This is a genomic window from Segeticoccus rhizosphaerae, from assembly GCF_009192725.1.
GTDB classification, from domain to species: domain Bacteria; phylum Actinomycetota; class Actinomycetes; order Actinomycetales; family Dermatophilaceae; genus Segeticoccus; species Segeticoccus rhizosphaerae.
Map to the genome: position 1 here is coordinate 1 of NZ_VOHR01000684.1, position 659 is coordinate 659.

Here is a 659-nt window from a genome sequence, read left to right on the forward strand (position 1 = left end):
CCGCCACCGTCGCCGCGGCGCGTGTGGCCGTGCGCGAGTGCCTCGCGGGGCTGCCGTCCGACGTGCCGGTGCTGGTGGCCTGCAGCGGTGGGCCGGACTCGCTCGCCCTCGCCGCTGTCACGGCCTGGGAGGCTCCTCGCCTTGGCCACCCCACCGGCGCGCTGGTCGTGGACCATGGGCTGCAGGACGGTTCGGAAGAAGTCGCTGCCCGGGCCGCCGAGCAGTGTCGTGCGCTGGGCCTGTCGAGCGTTCAGGTCCTGCGGGTGCAGGTGGGCTCCGAGGGCGGCCCGGAGTCGGCAGCCAGGGACGCGCGCTACGCCGCTCTGGAGCAGGCCGCGGAGGCGAGCGGCTCGGCATACGTGCTGCTCGGCCACACCCAGAAGGACCAGGCGGAGCAGGTCCTGCTCGGCCTCGCCCGCGGCTCCGGCGCCCGTTCGCTGTCCGGTATGCCGCGTCGTCGCGGCCGCTTCCTGCGGCCCTTCCTCGCGCTGCCCGGGAGCACCACGCGCGAGGTGTGCGCGGCCGAGGGGCTGACCCCGTGGGAGGACCCGCACAATGCGGACCCGACCTATCGCAGGGTGCGGGCGCGGCGGCTGCTCGACCGGCTCGAGCACGAGCTCGGCCCCGGCGTCGTCGCGGGACTGGCCCGCAGCGCCGGC

The 659-nt window shown here is 76.5% G+C and carries 1 protein-coding gene; it reads left to right on the plus strand.

Annotated elements, in window-relative coordinates; genetic code table 11:
* Positions 1-659 (plus strand): tRNA lysidine(34) synthetase TilS (gene tilS, locus FRW57_RS22475; RefSeq protein ID WP_203230519.1); only part of this gene is annotated, 659 nt, incomplete at both ends.